The following is an 18,108-nucleotide window of genomic DNA, read 5'->3' as shown; positions in this document are numbered from 1 at the left end:
TAAAGTAGAAGATTATGGAAATACATATAGGAGACAGAGTTGCGGATGTGACATTGGTCAGCAAAGAAGGTAACAAGGTACAGTTGACCATTGACGGAGTTCCATACGATGTAGACATCGTGATGGCCGAAAATGGTAGCTGCTCCATTCTGCACGAAGGAAAGTCGTACAATGCCGAACTGATTCGTAAGGAAGGTGGAAAAAGCTATACTGTAAATGCACATTATCAGTCATACAACATTGACATCATCGATTCACAGGCTAAATACCTGCGTATGCGTAAGGGCGGTGACGAGAAACAGCAGGATAAGATTGTTTCTCCGATGCCGGGTAAGGTAGTCAAGATTCCGGTGAAAGCAGGTGACCGTCTGCAGGCTGGCGACATCGTAGTAGTGATTGAAGCTATGAAGATGCAGAGCAACTACAAGGTAAACAGCGAATGCGTAGTGAAGGAAATCCTGGTAAACGAAGGAGATTCTGTCAACAGCAATCAGGTGATAATGACTTTGGATGTAATTAAAGAAGACGAACAATGACAACAGCAGAACAATATAAGAAATTTGAGGAGCTGGATAAGCTTGCTTCTCAGGGTGGTGGCGTAGAACGCGTGGAAAGACAGCACGCCAACGGTCACATGACAGCCCGCGAACGTATCGACATGTTGCTCGATAAGGGTACGTTCAATGAAATGGACAAGTTCGTAATCCATCACTGTACAGACTTCGGAATGGATAAGAATCACATTCCGGGTGACGGTATCGTATGTGGTTACGGTAAGATTGACGGACGTCTGGTGTACGTATATGCATACGACTTCACCGTATACGGCGGTACACTGAGTGCGACAGGTGCACAGAAGATTGTGAAAGTGCAGGAACTGGCATTGAAGAACGGTGCTCCGGTGATTGCCTTGAACGACTCAGGTGGTGCACGTATCCAGGAAGGTGTAGGCAGTATCTCAGGTTACGCTTCTATCTTCTACCAGAATACCATCGCTTCAGGTGTGATTCCGCAGATTTCGGCCATCTTAGGTCCTTGTGCAGGTGGTGCCTGCTATTCTCCGGCACTGACCGACTTCATCTTCATGGTGAAGGAAAAGAGCCACATGTTCATCACTGGTCCGGACGTAGTGAAGGCCGTGACACACGAAGAAGTGGACAAGGAAGAACTGGGTGGTGCTTATACCCACAGCAGCAAGAGCGGTGTAACTCACTTCCTTTGCGATACTGAAGAAGAAACTTTGATGAGTATCCGTGAACTGTTGAGCTTCCTTCCGTCTAACAACATGGAAGATGCGCCGATGATTCCTTGCACTGACGACATCCGCCGTGCAGAAGAATCACTGATGACAGTCATTCCGGATGATCCGAATATGCCGTATGACATCAAGAACATCATCGAACCGGTAGTCGACAACCACTACTTCTTTGAAGTGATGCCTCACTTTGCCAAGAACATCGTGGTAGGATTTGCTCGCCTGGGCGGACGTTCTGTAGGTATCGTAGCCAACCAGCCTGCTTACCTGGCCGGTGTGCTCGACATCGATGCTTCTGACAAGGCTTCTCGCTTTATCCGTTTCTGCGACTGCTTCAATATTCCTATTGTTACTTTCGAAGACGTACCAGGCTTCTTGCCGGGATGCACACAGGAACACAACGGTATCATCCGTCACGGAGCGAAGATTGTGTATGCGTACGCAGAAGCTACAGTGCCTAAGATTACCGTAATTACCCGTAAGGCTTACGGTGGTGCTTACATCGTAATGAACAGTAAGCCGATTGGTGCCGATGTAAACTTCTCTTACCCGACTGCAGAAATCGCCGTAATGGGTGCCGACGGTGCCGTAAACATCCTGTACCGCAAGGCTACTCCGGAAGAAAAAGCGAAGGCAGTAGAAGAATACAAGGAAAAATTCTCTAATCCTTACCGTGCAGCCGAACAGGGTTACATCGATGAAATCATCCTTCCGAAGGATACTCGCTATAAACTGATTCAGGCATTGGAAATGACTCAGAACAAGAGCCAGAGCAATCCGCCGAAGAAACACGGTAACATGCCGCTGTAATCAGGTAGCAATTGTATAGATAATAAATAAGAAGAAGCGAAGAATTCCGCCGGTCATACGTGAGGAGTTCTTCGCTTTCTTGTATTGTGTTCACATTAGATTCTTTTTATATGAAGGAAGCATTTATAAAACTGCATCTTTCCATTCTCATCGCCGGAGGAACGGGGATTTTCGGAAAACTGATTTCCCTGAATGAAGGTCTGCTTGTGTGGTACCGTATGATGTTCGCCTCCGTAATGTTTTTCCTGCTGCTTTCGTTTCTTAAAAAGCTGCGGAAAGTGACATTGGGCGATGTAACCAAGATTGGCTCTGTGGGATTGCTGTTGGCCTTGCACTGGATATTTTTTTATGGAAGTATCAAAGCCTCCAATGTATCCATCGGTGTGGTTTGTCTTTCGCTGATGAGCATCTTTACCGCCATCTTTGAGCCCCTCATCAATCGTCACCGCATTTCCTTGCGAGAGATTCTGTTCAGCCTGGTAGCCGTGCTGGGCATTGTGCTGATATTCCATTTTGACACTCGCTACCGGGTGGATATCTGTATGGGAGTCATTTCGTCGGCTTTAGCTTCTCTGTTTACCATTGTCAACAAGAAGGTAGCCGTGAACTACACCTCCAGCACCATGCTGCTTTACGAGATGCTGGGCGGTTTCTTATGGCTCTCCTGCATCTTGCCGGCCTATTTGCATTACTTTCCGGTTTCCTCTATTCTGCCCGGCGCCCAGGATTTGATTTACCTGCTTTGCCTGGCTTCGGTGTGTACCGTGGGACTTTATATCCTCCAGATTCAGGTACTGAAAGTCATATCCGCCTTTACGGTCAACTTGAGCTATAACCTGGAGCCTATATACAGCATCATCGGCGCCATGCTGATATTTCAGGAAGCCAAAGACCTGAACTTCAGTTTCTACTTAGGACTAGGACTGATTGTCCTGTCGGTCGTACTCCAGACCCTCAATGTGTTGTCGCAGCATCATAAGTTTATTCCTTCATTGTATGTAAAATGGAAACGTTAAAGAACCGTATCGTTAAACTGCTGGGCACCCTGAACGAGCGGGTGTACGGCAAAGAAGAAGTCATGGCCCTGGCGCTGCTTTCGGCTGTGGCGGGAGAGAGCATTTTCCTGCTGGGCCCTCCGGGAGTGGCCAAGAGTATGGTAGCCCGCCGGTTGAAACTGATGTTCCGTGGAGGGACAGCTTTCGAATACCTCATGTCGCGGTTCAGTACCCCCGACGAAATATTCGGTCCCGTATCCATCGCCCGGCTGAAAAACGAAGACACCTACGAACGCATGACAGAAGGCTATCTGCCCACCGCCACCGTCGTCTTCCTGGATGAAATTTGGAAAGCCGGTCCCGCCATACAGAATGCTCTTCTGACCGTCATCAATGAGAAAATCTTCCGCAACGGACAGTTTTCGGTACGGGTTCCCATGAAAGGACTGATTGCCGCATCGAACGAACTTCCGGCTTCAGGACAAGGACTGGAAGCACTGTACGACCGCTTCCTGGTGCGTAAGCTGGTGGGCGGCATTGAAGACCTGTCCGATTTCGACCGGATGATTTCCACTGCCGACGAAAGCGAGCCGGAAGTGGACGAAAGTCTGGCAGTGAGCGACGAAGAATACCGCCAGTGGCAGGAACAGATGAAATCCGTCGGCCTGCACTATTCCGTGCTGGAAGTCATCCATTCCCTTAAAGACAAGCTGGAAGATTATAACCGCCAGCTGGAGAATGCTGATTCACCTTCCTCTGTGGCACTCTACGTGTCCGACCGTCGCTGGAAGAAAGTTGTCCGCCTGCTGCGGGCCGCTGCCTTTTTGCAAGGAAACACCGAGGTACGCCTGTCAGACTGCCTGCTGATGGTACACTGCCTGTGGAATGAGACCAGCCAGATAGACTGGGTACGCGATGCCGTACTGACGGCAGTAGGCGAGAGTGTGCGTGGCTACGTGCTGAACCTGTCGGGCATTGAAACCGATTTGCAGGCCTTGAAGAAAGAACTCGACTCGGCAGGAGCCTTGCGCGAACGGGCCGATGCCGGACTGCAACTGGTCGATACATACTACTATCAGGTGGAACGCGTACGCCTGGCCGGACGACTGCTCCTTTTTGCATCCGACTACCAGCAGTTGGACGACGTCGGCAAACAGTTCTATCTGCATAAAGACAAATACAAGACCGATTGCTATGTACTGAAGAAATACGACCCCTCCATGCGCAACAAGGTATCCCCATCGAAAGTCTATACCTTGCGCCGTGGCCGTCGTTCAGTATTTATCAACAACTATGAATACCCCTTGCTGTGCACTCCCGACTGTGCGTCGCTGCCCGCCATGGAAGTACAGGCGCAGGAAGACATCCCCGCACGCTTCAGCCAGCTGGAACAACGGCTCAGCCATGCAGAAGCCCATTGCGGCGACTGGGTGAAAGAAGAAGCCGACTACTGCGCAAACCACCTGTTTGTCGGGAAAAGAGAGAAAGAAGCCATGAGCCGGATACTGGGCGAACCGTCGAAAGCCCTGTTCCGCTATCGGAACGAGTTGGAGGAAATGAAACATGCATACCGGAAAGAGAACGAGGAATATCCGTCTGAAAGACCTGAAAACAGCCTATTTGGAGCAACTTCGTGAGCGAAGCCGGGCGCGGATGGAAGAATACCTTCAGCACCATACCGTGCTGGAAAGCGAACTGGAAGAGTGCATCTGGGATTATTATCGCCAGACAGCCCCTTCCTTGCAGGAATTCTATTCCCGCTACACCCCCGAATGGGAAGTCTTTTACGAGCATGAAACCCTGCAGCCGACCGATTTCCTGATATTCCTGCAACGAATGGAAACAGCCTTCCGCAAGCGCTATACCCTAGTCGAACTCGACGTATCCTATTACATCGGTCGCCTGTCCCGTCTTCCCGAACGGAGTGAAGAACGGGTAGCCTTGCAGGAACTCTTTCTCGACAAGTGGCACCATCTGCTCACGGTCAAGGAATATGACTACCAGTACCAGCACCTCTTCCGCCTGTGTGAAGGATTTCAGATTTTAGATAAATCGTTCGGCCTGAAAACGGAAGGCAATCTTCGGGGCTCGCGCGTGAAATGGCTGTTGCGGAACCATCCGGAACTCTATCAGAAAGTAATCCCCTACGAAAAAGCCATGGAGCAGAATCGCCAGATACGCGAGCTGGTGCGCTGCTTGGGAAAGAACGTGGGCGGACGGAAAGAATGTTTCGATTCCTTGTCTGGACTTCAGGCCGACAGTCTGATTCGTCATGCCACCCAGAGCGATGTAGAAGGTGTGACCTTGGGCGATGACCTTAACAGTCTGTTGCCCGTGGAGTACTGTTACCTCACGGATGAGGTGCTACATCCCTTCTTCATGCAACGTTATGTGGAGAAACGCCTGCAGCAGTTTGATTCCTTTTCGCATGAAGATACCTCCGCTCCCTCACCGGAGAAAAAGAAAGTCAGTTCGCAAGGGCCTTATATTATATGTATAGATACCTCCGGCTCCATGCGCGAAGGCCGCGAACGCCTGGCCAAATCGGCCGTGCTGGCCATTGCCCGTCTGACGGAGGCCACTTCGCGGAAATGTTATGTCATCAATTTTTCGGAGGATATACAAACCTTGCTGATTCGTGATCTGAAAACCGATTTCCCGATGCTGGTGGACTTCCTGCAACGTCGTTTCGATGGAGGAACCGATGCGCGTCCGGCTTTTTCCGAAGCCCTGATGATGCTGCGCACCCACGGCTGGCAACGTGCCGACGTGGTGATGATTTCCGATTTCGAGATGCCCCCTCCCGATGACGCGTTGCTGGCCGACATTCACCGTGCCCGTTTGCGAGGTACTTCCTTCTATGCGTTGGTGTTCGGTTCTCATCCGGAAACGGACTACCTTCATGAGTGCGAAAAGTACTGGGATATGTATTAGTTTGAAAAATCATCTTGCTTTTATTTTGCAAATATTGTTGAGTAAAAGATTTGAAAAGCGGAATTCTGCTTTCTTTTTGAATAGCTGAATTTCGCTTTTTTCTTGCCGTAGATTTTGCTACCCCTTTCAGAAGCCTTCTGGAAGGGGTGACTTTTGTGTAAAAATGAATGTTTGGGCGAATTTAGGTAATCAAACACGAGAAAATCTGTGTGAAAAGCGAGATTTCGGGCGAAAATGCCGAGGTGTTTGGAAGAAAACCCCAAAGAGTTTTATGGAAAACTCTTTTACGTTTGGAGGAAAACGCAAGTGCGTTTGAGTTCAAATGTACTTGCGTTTTTGGAAAGGTGTTTTTGGGTGTTCTGAGCAGGGAGGGAGAGTGAAGACTTTTGAGGACTTTCGCTGCTGGAATGAGATAAATTATGGATAAAATGAAAGTTTCTTTTTGTTTTGTGTATATCTTGATTTTGTGACTTTGTGTTGTGTAATTTATTGTTCTGTGTGATAATGTTTGTATTTTGGTTGATTTTGTGTTCTTTGGAAATTGTAAGTCGGCATCTTGTTGTAAAAAATGAGATAACGGGATTCAGGGTTGCTAAATTACAGAATTCTGATGTGGAAGAGTGTGATTTGACATTTTGTTAGGTGTGGAAAATTCTATAACAGTAAAAGATTTAAAGCCCGTAATAGAAAGAGCTCGGTACAATACCGAACTCTTTCTATTACGGGATAGTATTTAGCATGTTCAACTTTTTAGAGACACTTCAAAACTTCAGATACCTCTTCAAAAATCTTATAATAGTTTTTTACCCTAAATATTCAAATCTAATATTTTTATCTTATATCAATGGATAAAATTAAAAATAAAACAAAACTTTAATCCAACTTGCTAATCTGAATCTTTGAAATAATATCTTTAGATTCAGTTTTCAAACGTATAGTATTGATATCTTTCTTCAGTTCCACATTGTAGGTATAGATGGCACAGGAAGGATCGTAGCCAAATTGTGTCTTTTCCAACATAATAGGATAAGACTTATTATTGACAATTAATTCAGTCTTTAAATTATAACCAGTATTATAATAAAGATGAATAGCATACACTCCTTTCTTCTTTACAGACATTTCAGCAGGAAAACTATCGCTCTCAGCCACTACATTTTGCGGGATATCGTATACTTTGACGTTCACATCGTCTGAATTAGTGGCATATCCATCCGAAACGGTCAGTTTGATTTTGTAATTTCCGGCCTTTGTAAAATTGATTTTGTGATTCTTCACTGAATTCATGTCTACCTTTATTTCTCCGGGACCTTCTACCACTTCCCATTTCCACCACATATCTTCTATCATACGGCCGTCGTCCACAATCCGGCTGTTCAGAGTAACCCCTGTTGTAATAAGACAAGTAGCATCCACTCCAGCATAAGCATGAGGTCCCCAGTTGTTATATGCATTCTTTCCTTCTGGTCCACAAGTGGTTTGTTCCACAAACTGAATTGTTCCGTCTTCGTTGAAGAACAAACGATCGATGCATACGCTTCTGTTATAGTCACCACCTCCAGGTAAAGCTCCATTATGATAGACCATATACCATTTGTCCTTGTATTCTACAATAGCCTCATGATTAGTAAAGCTGTTATAAGCAACCCCTAAGATATCGTCTCTATCCTGCCAAGGTCCTAGTGGCGAAGCTGAAGTTGCATAACGAATAGGACCTTTCCGATAACCATTCGAAGTAGAATAAGCCAAATAATAAAGCCCATCTTTCTTAAACAGCCAAGGAGCTTCTTCATAATTTTTCAGATTTGTTACTTGGATTCTTCCTTCGTCCAGTTCAATCATATTATCTTTCAGTTTACAGCCAAACAGATTTCCCATACCACCCCAGTATATATATGAAGAACCATCTTCATCAATATACACAGTTGGGTCAATATATCCTTTAAATTGAGTGTCTTTACTGCTAATCAGCGGTTTTCCGATAGCATCGTGATACGGTCCAAGAATATTGTCTGACACGGCAACACCGATATTTCCCCAGTCGCATACATACCAATAATACTTTCCGTCTTTTTTCACGATCTGCGATGCCCAACACTCACTCTTATTGGTCATCCACTTGAATGCACTTGCATCAAGAATCGGCCCATGATCCTTAAAAGTCTTCATGTCTGTTGACGAGAATATGTGCCAACTATTAATTCTGAACGGCCAATTATAAGGAGTATCTGTTTTCTCCACTCCGGTTACCAAATAGAACGTCCCATTATCTACAATAGTAGAAGGGTCGCAAGTGTACATATGCTTAATAACTGGATTGTAATTCTCATTTGTTTGTGTGAAGCATTTGTTTCCAAAGCTTTCTGTAATTACAAGCAATGTCAAAACTGCTAATACTTTAAATTTTCTCATACTACTCTTAATTTATACAAATCTGTTTTTTGATTTTTCCTATTAATAGTTTTATTTCTCCATTAAGTATAACAAAAGTACAGATTCGCTTCCTAACCTAATAGAAGAATATTCTAAATAGATAGCATAATAGTTAAGAAAACAAGCAGAAATACATATTTTAGACTGTTTTTCTATTAGTTTGAATAATTCTCTATCACTAAACTCTCTTTCTACGAAGAAAAATCACTTCCTTCTTTTAGTCAAGTAAAGTAAACTTACGCAGATTTACAGAAACCTTTTGCTTACAGAGCGGTACAGGATGGTCGAAGGGCTGAAGGACTCGTATTCAGTGGTGCTTTCACCGAAGGAGCATCCGTCAACCGAAAAGGAAATTAAGTCGGTAACAGAATACCTGAAACCGGAGTATGCCTATAAGCTGAGTACCGTATCTTTAGAGGACTTTATGGATGCGATGATACAGTATCTGTCGGAGTATTATACCCTGGTTTATGAAAGGTTCAGGAGGAGATACTTGGAGTTTAGGAAGGTAGAGTAAAGCATATAAAAATAAAAAGTAGGCGAAATAGCTCAATAGTCATGAAATTAGTCTATAAATCATTATCTTTGTGCATCAAGCTAATTTTGTAGATAAATGGAAGAATTGAATCAACTTAAAATAGTGTTGGTAAAGAAAAAAAGAACCAGTAAATGGCTCGCAGAACAGTTGGAGGTCAATCCTACAACAGTGTCTAAATGGTGTACAAACAAGACACAGCCTAATTTGCAGACTCTAAAGAGAATATCGGAATTGCTTGAAGTTAAATTAGAAGAACTGATAGTACTGAACTGAAATATGGAATTGTATAATTGCAGACTGTCAGTGCAGCATTATTAGTGGGTTAATATCAACAAAGCAATGAAAAGAGAGCTGATGTTTATAAAGGATTTCAGACCTGTTTATGGTTATGATAAACAGATTGACAATCTGGAGGAAGACGATTTGTATGATATACCGTCAAAACCAAGTGTCTATATAATAGTATCCTTTAAGACAAAGTTTATATATCCTATGGGACAATCTAAAGTAATCTATATAGGAAAAAAGGACAATATACAGAGAAGGCTTAAAGAACATCAAAGAAATCTGATAAATGCCATAAATGACAGATTTAATGAATGCTGGCATTTGGACAGATATAACTATATGCGCTACCATGGAGCCAAGGTTTACTATTATACGTGTCGAGAGTATCAGGAATCTAAAACCTTAGAATCAAGTATAATAGAATCATTCTATGACAGATATGGTTCCATACCAGTAGCCAATGGTGCCAGGTCTTTCAGATGTATTAAAGAATAAGAAAGAATTATGAAACAGTATTCGGAAGCAACGAGGGTACAGATGCCGGCAATGGTACATCTAACCCGATTAGGATATACGTATTTCGGCAAGATATACGAAGACATGAGTGGCACCGTATATGATGGTGACACAAATATCCTATTGCCTGTGTTTGAAGAGCAGTTCAAGAAACTTAATCCTTCACATGAAGGAGAGTATCTGCAGGTACTTAAGGATATAAAAAAAGAATTGAATGACGATGATCTGGGTAGAGGGTTCTATCAGAGATTAAAGAATGTATCACCGGTAAAGCTCATAGATTTTGAGGATATAGGAAACAATACTTTTCATTTTACTGCCGAGTTTACTTGCAAAAACGGTCAGGATGAATTCAGACCGGATATAACTTTGTTCATTAACGGACTTCCTCTTTGCTTCATAGAGGTCAAGAAACCAAACAACCATGGCGGAATGGTAGCGGAAAGCAACAGAATGAACAAAGAACGATTCCCAAACAAGAAATTCCGGAGATTCATAAACATCACCCAGCTGATGATATTCAGCAACAATATGGAATATGATGCTATGGGTGGTATAGTACCTATACAGGGAGCATTTTATTGTACTGGTGCCCGTTCCTATTCCCCTTTCAACTGTTTCAGGGAAGAAAATATCGGCTCACAAAAGATAGCACCTTACCATAGAGATTATCCATACAAGGAAATAGATAAAGAGGAAGAGAAACGTATTCTCTCTGACTACAACTGTCAGGTAATTCACACAAGTCCTGAATATCAGACTAATCTTGATATAAATACACCGACAAACAGGATATTGACCTCAATGTGTTCTCCGGAACGATTGCTTTACATCATAAGATACGGAATTGCATACGTGAAGATGGAAAGGGAAGTGGATGGTAAAATAGAATCTACAGACCAGAAGCATATTATGCGTTATCAGCAGCTGTTTGCATCACTTGCGATTAAAAAGAAACTGTCGGAAGGGATGCGTTCAGGTGTGGTATGGCATACCCAGGGCAGTGGAAAAACAGCTTTATCATTTTATCTCACCTATATTCTCAATGACTACTTTGCAAAACAAAACAAGGTGGCCAAACTGTATTTTATAGTTGACAGACTTGATCTATTGGAACAGGCAAGCCAAGAGTTTGAGGCAAGAGGTCTTGTAGTAAGTACAGCCAACTCAAGAGCTGAACTGATGGAACATTTCAGAAGCAACCAGGCACAACATGGAGCAAGCGGACAGGCTGAAATTACGGTAGTAAATATCCAGAGGTTTTCAGAAGACAAAGAAAAGGTCAGGTTTAATGACTATTCTACAAACCTGCAGCGAATATTCATACTGGATGAAGCCCATAGAGGATATAAACCTGGAGGATGTTTCCTGGCCAACTTGTTTGAAGCAGACCCGGATGCCATAAAAATAGCATTGACCGGTACTCCTTTGCTTAAGGAAGAAAGGGCTTCATGCAGAGTATTTGGAAATGGAGAGTACTTTCACACTTACTATTACGATAAATCAATAGCAGACGGGTATACACTAAAGATTATAAGGGAAGATATTGAAACATCCTATAATGAAAAGTTATCCGATGTTTATGACAAACTGGACACACTGGTACAGAAAAAAGATATAAAGAAAGCGGATATCATTGAGCATCCTAATTATGTTAAGGAACTGGCTAGTTACATCATGTATGACTTGAAGAAATTCAGGAAAATACAAGGAGATGATACATTAGGAGGAATGGTCATCTGTGAAACGAGTGAACAGGCAAAACGTCTGTATGAGATATTTCAGGAAGAGTGGGAAAGACATCAGCCTAAAGCTCAGGTGTTTAGAATGGCTGATGGAACACTGTTGGCTGCAGAACCAGTCTTGACATATCATAGCAAATATCGACCACTTAAAGCAGGTATCATCCTTCATGATACAGACGATAAGGAGACAAGGAAGCAGATAGTCAAGGAGTTTAAAAAGAACATGAGCATAGATGTATTAATCGTGTTCAATATGTTGCTGACGGGATTTGATGCACCAAGACTGAAACGTTTGTATTTTGGTAGAAAACTTAAGGATCACAATCTGTTACAGGCCATAACAAGAGTGAATCGCCCTTATAAAGACATGAGATATGGCTATGTAATTGATTTTGCTGATATAAAGAAGAACTTTGAGGAAACAAATGAAGCCTATCTTAAAGAACTCAACCGCTTTAATGATGTTGAAGAAATAGGAGAAGGCAATGTCACTGATACATTTACACAGGTAATCGAGGATAAGGAAGAGATTATCAACCAAATGAAACAGGTAAGACAGACACTCTTCAATTATTCTTACGACAATGCTGAAGAGTTCTCCAATGAAATTTCGACAGAAGAGGATAAGTCTGTTCTTCTTGAACTGAAACAGGCATTGGTAGCGGCCAAGAATATGGCAAACCTTGTCCGTACATTCGGTGACGAAGATATGAAGGAGAAGTTCACTAAAATAGAGATAACCAAGCTTCCACAACTGTTAAGTGAGGTTCAGCACAGAATTGACATCATAAACCAGAAAGAAGCCTTTAGTGGTGAGGATGAGACAAAGAGAATGATTAATGAGGCTATGATGGATATTGAGTTCAATTTTTCAAAGATAGGCCAGGAGGAAATGAAAGTCATTGGTGGAGGAGCAGAGCTTAAGGAGAAGTGGAATAAAACCATAAGCAGCTTCACCCAGAACATAGATCAGGATGACCCTGAATACATTACTCTGAGAGAGGCCTTTATGGAAAGATTTAAGGAACACGGATTTGTAGTTGAGACTATAGCAAAGTTCAACGAAGAAACAAAAGCCCTTGATGAAATTATCAAGCGTCTGCAGGATCTGCAGAAGCGCAATACTGTGCTGATGAAGAAATATAAAGGCGATGAAAAGTTTGTGAGAATACACAAGAGAATAAGAGAGGAAAACAAGGAAAGGGAAAAGAAGGGATTGAAACCAATCTTTACGCAACATGATGAAGATCTTGTATCAATACTCAGCACTATAAAAAATGATCTAGATGCGAAAGTGTACGACAGGAATGATATACTTAAGAAAGATGCCTACTTTAACAGGACAGTAATGGCTCTTATAAACGGCTGCCTTTATCAGTATCCGGAAATAAAGCCTGAGATGGAAGATTATAAGTTCATCCAATCCAGAATATCACAACAATATATTAATCAATATAATGCCACCTATGGCAGAGCTTAATAGGAAAATATATGCTAGCAATAAAAGAAAAGACACTTCAGTTAATTGATGCCCTAAAGGCAACATGTCAATCATACGGTATGGGTAATGATGGAAACGAGTATAAGATAATAACACAGGTATTCTTATATAAGTTCCTGAATGACAAGTTCGGATATGAAATAAAGAACGCAAAGAGTGAAATTGCCAAGAAACTTAATGGTGATGTCAAGTGGGAAGAAGCATACGCAAATCTTTCAGATGATGAAAGAATGCTTCTACAAAGTGCAATATCTCCTGATGTTCCTATGTTGGAACCTTATCACTTGATTTCAAATTTATGGAATCAGCAGGGAAAGGGAGATTTCGACACAATTTTTGACAATACAATGACGGATATAGCAGAACAGAATGCTGATATATTCTCGACACAGACAACGGCTAATACAAAAATACCTTTGTTTGAACCGTTGACACCGTTTGTTACTGACAGTTCGCAGAGAGCAGCCTTTGCGCGTGCATTGGTCGATAAACTGGTAAACTTTTCTTTTGAAGAAGCATTCAAGCAGAATTATGACTTCTTCTCCAGTATATTTGAGTACCTTATAAAGGACTACAATACAGCTGGAGGTGGTAAATATGCAGAGTATTACACACCACATGCCATCGCAACGATTATGGCAAGATTGCTAGTGGGAGACAGTTCAGATCTTCATAGTGTTGAATGTTATGACCCTTCAGCCGGAACAGGAACACTTCTTATGGCATTAAGCCATCAGATAGGAGAGAATAGATGCACAATCTTTTCTCAGGATATTTCACAGAGAAGTAATAAAATGCTGAAGTTGAATCTACTGCTCAATGGTCTGGTTTCCTCTCTGGACAATGCGATACAAGGTGATACACTTGTAAATCCCTATCACAAGAGTGATGACGGAAAAGAGCTCAGACAGTTCGACTTTGTGGTAAGCAATCCTCCTTTCAAAATGGATTTCTCTGATACAAGGGAAAAAATAGCCGCAATGCCAGCCCGCTTCTGGGCAGGAGTACCAAATGTTCCAGCCAAGAAGAAGGAATCAATGGCTATCTATACTTGTTTCATTCAGCATGTTATAAACTCATTGAAGAAGACAGGTAAAGGTGCTATAGTCATTCCGACAGGATTCATAACAGCCAAAAGTGGAATTGAGAATAAGATATTAAAGAAGATAGTAGAGGACAAGATTGTTTACGGCTGTGTTTCTATGCCAAGTAATGTGTTTGCAAATACAGGAACCAATGTCAGTGTACTGTTCTTTGATAAATCAGAAACAGCCGATAAAGTGATATTGATTGATGCAAGTAAGTTGGGAGAGGAATATAAAGATGCAAACGGATTAAAGAAGGTAAGACTGAACGATGAAGAAATAGAAAAAATCATTACAACTTTCAATAACAAGGAAAGTGTTGATGATTTCTCTGTAGCTGTATCTTATGATGAAATAAAAGAAAAAGGATACAGCCTTTCAGCCGGTCAATACTTTGACATAAAGATTGATTATGTTGATATAACAGAAGAGGAGTTCAACTCTAGAATGACTGCGTATAAACAGACATTGACTGAACAGTTTGCTGAAAGTCGCCGTTTGGAAGAAGAAATAATGAAACAGTTGGATGCTCTGCAGTTCAACGTAAATGTAGGAAGCAATGAGTAAATCTATCAATATATTGGATGAAGATTATCTGCAGTGGGTGCAAGACCTATGCAATCGATATCGTCAAAGCCAAATTAAGGCAGCGGTAAAAGTCAACAAAGAAATGATTCGTTTCTATTACGAGCTTGGCCGTGATATGTCAGAGAAGAAAGCAGAGGTACGTTGGGGTTCGAAATTTTTCGCAAGTTTGAGTCGTGATTTGATGACTCAGAATCCCGGAGCAACGTGTTTCTCTCCAACGAATCTACTGTATATGAGGAATTTCTACCGTTTATATAGCAATTTTCTCGAAATTACTCAGCAACCTGCTGAGCAAATAGAAGGTGAGGTAATAATTACTCAGCAACTTGCTGAACAAATACGAAACCTGATATTCTCAGTACCATGGGGACATCACATGTATTTGATAGATAAATGTTCTGACAACCCGACTGAGGCTTTGTTCTATGCACGTGAAACTGTAAAACACGGATGGAGCCGATCTGTATTGATGAACATGTACGGTACAGACTTGTTTGAACGTCAGGGAAAAGGAGATACGAATTTTATCAAAACATTGCCATCACAAGAAAGTGATTTAGCACAAGAAATAACACGTGATCCTTATTGCTTTGGATTTACTCAACTGTGTGAACCTTATAATGAGCGGGTATTGAAAGATGCACTTATCACAAACATTGAAAAATTTCTGCTTGAACTTGGTACAGGTTTCGCTTATATGGGGAGAGAGTACCGTCTCGAAGTAGGTCAGACAGAGCAGTTCATGGATATGTTGTTTTACAATGTCCGATTGCGTTGCTATGTGGTTGTTGAAGTTAAAACAACAAAGTTTGAGCCATCCCATATAGGTCAGCTTGGTTCGTATATGGTTGCAGCCGATCATTTGCTACGTAATCCTGGTGATAATAAGACCATCGGTTTGCTCATTTGTAAATCAAAGGACAGAATTGAAGCTCAGTATGCACTGGAGTCCAGCAGCCAACCGATTAGCATCTCTGAATATGAACTTGAGAAGTTTTATCCGGAGAAATTAGAAGGAACTATACCAAGTATAGAGGAAATAGAGAGGAAACTTAATGCTAAAAATGAAGATGGAATTGAAAAAATATAAAAAGAAAAGGATTGTTCCGCAAGGTTGGGAGGAGATAACTCTGGAAGATGTTTTCAGAACATCTTCAGGTGCTACACCATTATCTACAGAAGTAAGCTATTATGCAAATGGTACTATCCCTTGGATTAATAGTGGTGAATTAGATAAACCGTACATTTATAATACAATGAATTTCATATCCCAAAAAGGATTTGAAAATTCCTAGTACGGAGATTTATCCTATTGATACAGTACTTGTCGCAATGTATGGTGCTACTGCAGGTAAAGCTTCGATACTTAAAATGGAAGCATGTACAAACCAAGCTGTTTGTGCCATACTTCCAAACAAAGAGTATAGTTCTGTATTTCTTAAATACAGCATTGATACGCTTTATGACCATCTTGTAGGTCTCAGTAGTGGTTCTGCAAGAGATAACTTATCACAGACTGAATTAAAAAAGCTGAAACTAATAATGCCTGTCACTAAGAATGAACAAGAAAATTTAGTTTCGATTCTTTCTCTGATTGACCGCAAAATAGAACTTAATCGTCAGATAAATCAGAATTTAGAGGCTTGATAAATTCTGGTTGTAGTCTAAAGGCATCGGCATTTACACACATTTGGTAAAGATTGATATGTGGGTTCAGTTTTTTACGGACAAACTGAATTATTTTTTCTTTCTCTTGCTCATCTATGTTGACACCAAAATAAATCGACTCAAAACATTCTCCTTTCAACGGCATATAATGGTGTATCTCTCGCCAATCCCATATTTCCTTAGGATGTTTGGCTTGCGCCGGAGTCAAGGTTGCATATATGGAACTTGGTTTAGGCATTACTAATCTGACCTCCTGCTCATATTCCCATTCCTTCGCTTTTGTTTGCCATTGGTAATTGAAAATATCCTGTGCTGAATTATATGCACTTGGACGTTCGATGATATTATAATATTGAACATCAAGGACAATAGGCTTAATGTATATTGAGCCAAACATTGGAGGAACAGATTCCATTATTTTATCCAAATCAAGACCGATGCAGATACCTTTGTGGTTATAACAATAATGTGCCCACATGAGTATAGAGTCATTGATTTTTGACAAGCTGCACAGCCATGTCTCGTTACGCAGATTAAGTGCATCGTTTTCTTCTTTCATTTTCCACCATTCCTCTGGTATCCATCCTTGCAGTTTCCGTTCTGGCACACTCGAATAGTCGAGCAGTTTAGGATGACAATCGAATGGGTCGTTCAATTGAGACGCATTAGTAAATTGAAGATTTTGGTTTCCAATCATGCACTTAGCCCCCGTTATGTCCAAATATTTGTATAGAATGCGAGCCATTTATTCTATTGTTATTTGTCCATTTATCAGCAACGGCAACAGTTCGTCACGTTGCTTCGTTAAAGAAAGTATCTGTTTTTTATTCTCTATTACCAAAGCAAGCAATCCATCTAATGTCTTTCGAGGATTGAAAGCTCTTGTTTTTAGTGGCTTTATCAGATACAATCCCTTCAAGTCCTTATCTGAAAGATGCCCAACGGTAGAACCCTTGGCATTTTGTTCTTTAGCCTTTATATATGGTTTGATACTATGAAGAATTTGAATTGACGATATTGTTGAATCAGAATGTGCTCGTAATCTCACACATCGTTGATTAAGATAGGCAATATTATCATGCCAGAAATTCATGTGAAAATTACCGTCCATTCCTACAAGTACATCATTTTCGTTCAGATGGTATTTTTCATCTGCTTTTTCCAAAGAATACGCAGAAGTAGTTCCTTCGAGTATGTCTCGGATGCGCACTACAGGAACATTCGTTTCTTCTTCTGTAAATTGTTCAGTCGCAAAAGGAAAACCATATTGTACACTAACGGCATCAAACAATGAAAGTACTTCCCAATCTATAGGTATTTCTCTTTTTAGTTTTTCATTCCAGACCATCTCGCCCCCGCTTGACTTATACGGTTTGCCCTCTTCATTCGGAAAGTCAAACTGTACAAACCAGTAGTCGTAGAGTTGCTTTGCCATCGCTTCTAAATTCTGATTTATAAGTCATAGAAAAATTAAATTGAAGTAGTATGTCAAGATATTTAAGTAATGCAGGAGATGGATGCTTAGGGCAGTTTATAGTTTGGGGCGTCATAGCATTGATATTTTTATTGTTGACGCATATAACAAGTCACAGCATGCAATGATTAAAGAAGCCAGAGAATTCAATGATGTTTATAATTATATGCAGTATCTAAATAAACATCCTGAAGGTGGTTGTGCCAGTGAATTTTGTGACTCTATATGTGCATATTCCGGCGGATACCCGTTCAGCATTTCCGGTGATATCCGTTCAG

Annotated in this window: 16 protein-coding genes; 13 read left to right on the top strand and 3 right to left on the bottom strand. The window is 41.6% G+C overall.

The features are described from left to right. Window positions 1-14 precede the first annotated feature (14 nt). From DXD04_RS13550 to DXD04_RS13530, 5 genes are all read left to right on the top strand, one after another. Window positions 15-536 carry an acyl-CoA carboxylase biotin carboxyl carrier protein subunit gene (locus DXD04_RS13550; protein ID WP_007561315.1) on the top strand — a complete coding sequence of 174 codons (522 nt, stop codon included), beginning with the start codon at window positions 15-17 and terminating at the stop codon, window positions 534-536. Beyond that, window positions 533-2,065 carry an acyl-CoA carboxylase subunit beta gene (locus DXD04_RS13545; RefSeq protein ID WP_007561317.1) on the top strand — a complete coding sequence of 511 codons (1,533 nt, stop codon included), beginning with the start codon at window positions 533-535 and terminating at the stop codon, window positions 2,063-2,065. The genes DXD04_RS13550 and DXD04_RS13545 overlap by 4 nt, the downstream gene beginning before the upstream one ends. A 110-nt stretch (window positions 2,066-2,175) precedes the next feature. Further along, window positions 2,176-3,081: a DMT family transporter gene (locus DXD04_RS13540; protein ID WP_117673778.1), complete on the top strand. Its 906-nt coding sequence runs from the start codon at window positions 2,176-2,178 to the stop codon at window positions 3,079-3,081. After that, window positions 3,069-4,697: an AAA family ATPase gene (locus DXD04_RS13535; RefSeq protein ID WP_117673777.1), complete on the top strand. Its 1,629-nt coding sequence runs from the start codon at window positions 3,069-3,071 to the stop codon at window positions 4,695-4,697. Before DXD04_RS13540 ends, DXD04_RS13535 begins: the two co-directional genes overlap by 13 nt. Next, window positions 4,624-5,994, top strand: a complete 1,371-nt coding sequence (locus tag DXD04_RS13530) for a vWA domain-containing protein (protein WP_259299562.1) — start codon at window positions 4,624-4,626, stop codon at window positions 5,992-5,994. The genes DXD04_RS13535 and DXD04_RS13530 overlap by 74 nt, the downstream gene beginning before the upstream one ends. An 873-nt stretch (window positions 5,995-6,867) precedes the next feature. On the opposite strand, the gene DXD04_RS13525 is transcribed toward DXD04_RS13530, so the two are convergent. Beyond that, window positions 6,868-8,406: a family 43 glycosylhydrolase gene (locus DXD04_RS13525; protein ID WP_117673775.1), complete on the bottom strand. Its 1,539-nt coding sequence runs from the start codon at window positions 8,404-8,406 to the stop codon at window positions 6,868-6,870. 265 nt (window positions 8,407-8,671) lie between these two features. Here DXD04_RS13525 and DXD04_RS13520 point away from each other — a divergent pair, with 265 nt between their 5' ends. The 8 genes from DXD04_RS13520 (at window position 8,672) to DXD04_RS13485 (ending at window position 16,335) form a co-directional block, all read left to right on the top strand. Continuing rightward, window positions 8,672-8,944, top strand: a complete 273-nt coding sequence (locus DXD04_RS13520) for a PGN_0703 family putative restriction endonuclease (RefSeq protein ID WP_333558181.1) — start codon at window positions 8,672-8,674, stop codon at window positions 8,942-8,944. A gap of 96 nt (window positions 8,945-9,040) precedes the next feature. Continuing rightward, entirely contained in the window at window positions 9,041-9,238 is a 198-nt protein-coding gene (locus DXD04_RS13515) for a helix-turn-helix domain-containing protein (protein WP_007833417.1), read from the top strand. 66 nt (window positions 9,239-9,304) lie between these two features. Then, window positions 9,305-9,748, top strand: coding sequence for a GIY-YIG nuclease family protein (locus DXD04_RS13510; RefSeq protein WP_117673774.1), 444 nt, complete (start codon window positions 9,305-9,307; stop codon window positions 9,746-9,748). 9 nt (window positions 9,749-9,757) lie between these two features. Then, window positions 9,758-12,994, top strand: coding sequence for a type I restriction endonuclease subunit R (locus tag DXD04_RS13505; RefSeq protein WP_117673773.1), 3,237 nt, complete (start codon window positions 9,758-9,760; stop codon window positions 12,992-12,994). Between the two features lie 11 nt (window positions 12,995-13,005). Beyond that, window positions 13,006-14,667 (top strand): N-6 DNA methylase, encoded by a 1,662-nt coding sequence (locus DXD04_RS13500; RefSeq protein WP_117673772.1) that lies wholly within the window; start codon window positions 13,006-13,008, stop codon window positions 14,665-14,667. Next, a complete protein-coding gene (locus DXD04_RS13495; protein WP_117673771.1) occupies window positions 14,660-15,778 on the top strand; it encodes a PDDEXK nuclease domain-containing protein in 1,119 nt (372 codons plus the stop codon). The genes DXD04_RS13500 and DXD04_RS13495 overlap by 8 nt, the downstream gene beginning before the upstream one ends. Next, window positions 15,759-15,983: a restriction endonuclease subunit S gene (locus DXD04_RS13490; RefSeq protein ID WP_181977487.1), complete on the top strand. Its 225-nt coding sequence runs from the start codon at window positions 15,759-15,761 to the stop codon at window positions 15,981-15,983. The genes DXD04_RS13495 and DXD04_RS13490 overlap by 20 nt, the downstream gene beginning before the upstream one ends. Then, window positions 15,970-16,335 (top strand): restriction endonuclease subunit S, encoded by a 366-nt coding sequence (locus DXD04_RS13485; protein WP_117673769.1) that lies wholly within the window; start codon window positions 15,970-15,972, stop codon window positions 16,333-16,335. Before DXD04_RS13490 ends, DXD04_RS13485 begins: the two co-directional genes overlap by 14 nt. Here the strand turns inward: DXD04_RS13485 and DXD04_RS13480 are convergent. Next, window positions 16,301-17,101, bottom strand: coding sequence for a DUF2971 domain-containing protein (locus DXD04_RS13480; protein ID WP_117673768.1), 801 nt, complete (start codon window positions 17,099-17,101; stop codon window positions 16,301-16,303). The two genes, DXD04_RS13485 and DXD04_RS13480, sit on opposite strands and share 35 nt — an antisense overlap. Continuing rightward, window positions 17,102-17,791 carry a restriction endonuclease subunit S gene (locus DXD04_RS13475; RefSeq protein WP_117673767.1) on the bottom strand — a complete coding sequence of 230 codons (690 nt, stop codon included), beginning with the start codon at window positions 17,789-17,791 and terminating at the stop codon, window positions 17,102-17,104. Between the last annotated feature and the right edge of the window lie 317 nt (window positions 17,792-18,108).

Source organism: Phocaeicola plebeius, from assembly GCF_003437535.1.
GTDB classification, from domain to species: Bacteria; Bacteroidota; Bacteroidia; order Bacteroidales; family Bacteroidaceae; genus Phocaeicola; species Phocaeicola plebeius_A.
This window is presented reverse-complemented; position numbering and strand designations above follow the sequence as displayed.

What these genes read in the sequence shown, in the direction of transcription:
- DXD04_RS13530 (WP_259299562.1), top strand. Translation starts at nt 4,624, where the DNA reads ATGCATACCGGAAAGAGAACGAGGAATATCCGTCTGAAAGACCTGAAA.
- DXD04_RS13475 (WP_117673767.1), bottom strand. Translation starts at nt 17,791, where the DNA reads ATGGCAAAGCAACTCTACGACTACTGGTTTGTACAGTTTGACTTTCCG.
- DXD04_RS13545 (WP_007561317.1), top strand. Translation starts at nt 533, where the DNA reads ATGACAACAGCAGAACAATATAAGAAATTTGAGGAGCTGGATAAGCTT.
- DXD04_RS13515 (WP_007833417.1), top strand. Translation starts at nt 9,041, where the DNA reads ATGGAAGAATTGAATCAACTTAAAATAGTGTTGGTAAAGAAAAAAAGA.
- DXD04_RS13510 (WP_117673774.1), top strand. Translation starts at nt 9,305, where the DNA reads ATGAAAAGAGAGCTGATGTTTATAAAGGATTTCAGACCTGTTTATGGT.
- DXD04_RS13495 (WP_117673771.1), top strand. Translation starts at nt 14,660, where the DNA reads ATGAGTAAATCTATCAATATATTGGATGAAGATTATCTGCAGTGGGTG.
- DXD04_RS13540 (WP_117673778.1), top strand. Translation starts at nt 2,176, where the DNA reads ATGAAGGAAGCATTTATAAAACTGCATCTTTCCATTCTCATCGCCGGA.
- DXD04_RS13480 (WP_117673768.1), bottom strand. Translation starts at nt 17,101, where the DNA reads ATGGCTCGCATTCTATACAAATATTTGGACATAACGGGGGCTAAGTGC.
- DXD04_RS13525 (WP_117673775.1), bottom strand. Translation starts at nt 8,406, where the DNA reads ATGAGAAAATTTAAAGTATTAGCAGTTTTGACATTGCTTGTAATTACA.
- DXD04_RS13500 (WP_117673772.1), top strand. Translation starts at nt 13,006, where the DNA reads ATGCTAGCAATAAAAGAAAAGACACTTCAGTTAATTGATGCCCTAAAG.
- DXD04_RS13550 (WP_007561315.1), top strand. Translation starts at nt 15, where the DNA reads ATGGAAATACATATAGGAGACAGAGTTGCGGATGTGACATTGGTCAGC.
- DXD04_RS13505 (WP_117673773.1), top strand. Translation starts at nt 9,758, where the DNA reads ATGAAACAGTATTCGGAAGCAACGAGGGTACAGATGCCGGCAATGGTA.
- DXD04_RS13535 (WP_117673777.1), top strand. Translation starts at nt 3,069, where the DNA reads ATGGAAACGTTAAAGAACCGTATCGTTAAACTGCTGGGCACCCTGAAC.
- DXD04_RS13490 (WP_181977487.1), top strand. Translation starts at nt 15,759, where the DNA reads ATGGAATTGAAAAAATATAAAAAGAAAAGGATTGTTCCGCAAGGTTGG.